Source organism: Mesorhizobium sp. M0293 (assembly GCF_040321735.1).
Taxonomy (GTDB): Bacteria; Pseudomonadota; Alphaproteobacteria; order Rhizobiales; family Rhizobiaceae; genus Mesorhizobium.
Window position 1 is genome coordinate 1 of the sequence record NZ_JAMYSA010000278.1, and the last position, 1,357, is coordinate 1,357.

General features: G+C 63.0%; 1 protein-coding gene. It reads left to right on the forward strand.

The window, feature by feature from the left end; all coding sequences use genetic code 11:
• The coding region (gene thiC / locus NKJ06_RS35435; RefSeq protein WP_352812575.1) for a phosphomethylpyrimidine synthase ThiC at nucleotides 1–1,338 on the forward strand (1,338 nt) is incomplete at its 5' end.
• Between the last annotated feature and the right edge of the window lie 19 nt (nucleotides 1,339–1,357).

Sequence of the window (1,357 nt, forward strand, 5' to 3'; positions counted from 1 at the left end):
CTGCCCGATTTCGTCACGCCCGAATTCGTGCGTGACGAGGTGGCGCGCGGACGGGCGATCATTCCCGCCAACATCAACCATCCCGAGAGCGAGCCGATGATCATCGGCCGCAATTTCCTGGTCAAAATCAACGCCAATATCGGTAACTCTGCCGTCACATCGTCGATGGCGGAAGAGGTCGAAAAGATGGTGTGGGCGATCCGCTGGGGCGCCGATACGGTGATGGACCTGTCGACCGGCCGCAACATCCACAACATCCGCGACTGGATCGTGCGCAACGCGCCGGTGCCGATCGGCACGGTGCCGCTCTACCAGGCGCTCGAGAAGGTCGGTGGCATTGCCGAGGATCTGACCTGGGAGGTCTACCGCGACACGCTGATCGAACAGGCCGAGCAAGGCGTTGACTATTTCACCATCCACGCCGGCGTGCGGCTGCATTATATCCCGCTGACCGTTGACCGGGTCACGGGTATCGTCTCGCGCGGCGGCTCGATCATGGCCAAATGGTGCCTGCACCATCACCGGGAAAGCTTCCTCTACGAGCACTTCGCCGAGATCTGCGACATCGCCAGAGCCTACGACGTCTCCTTCTCGCTCGGCGACGGCCTTCGTCCGGGCTCGATCGCCGATGCCAACGACGCGGCGCAATTTGCCGAGCTGGAAACGCTTGGCGAGCTGACGAAGATCGCCTGGGCGAAGGATTGCCAGGTGATGATCGAAGGGCCCGGCCACGTGCCGATGCACAAGATCAAGGCGAACATGGACAAGCAGCTCGCCGTCTGCGGCGAGGCGCCGTTCTATACGCTTGGACCGCTGACGACCGACATCGCGCCGGGCTACGACCACATCACCTCAGGCATTGGCGCCGCGATGATCGGCTGGTTCGGCACTGCCATGCTCTGCTACGTCACGCCCAAGGAGCATCTCGGCCTTCCCGATCGCAACGATGTCAAGATCGGCGTGATCACCTACAAGATCGCCGCCCATGCCGCCGACCTGGCGAAGGGCCATCCGGCAGCGAAGGTCAGGGATGATGCGCTTTCGCGCGCGCGCTTCGAGTTCCGCTGGGAGGACCAGTTCAATCTGTCGCTCGACCCGGAAACCGCGCGGTCCTTCCACGACCAGACCTTGCCCAAGGAGGCGCACAAGGTGGCGCATTTCTGCTCGATGTGCGGGCCGAAATTCTGCTCGATGCGCATCTCCCACGACATCCGCGCCGAGGCACAGAAAGAGGGCATGGCGGCGATGGCAGCGAAATACCGCGAGGGCGGTGATCTCTACCTGCCGGCGGACGAGACCGGCGCACCGCTCATACCTCAGCCACGTGAGCCATCATGAAGGTCTTGGTCAAAGGGGC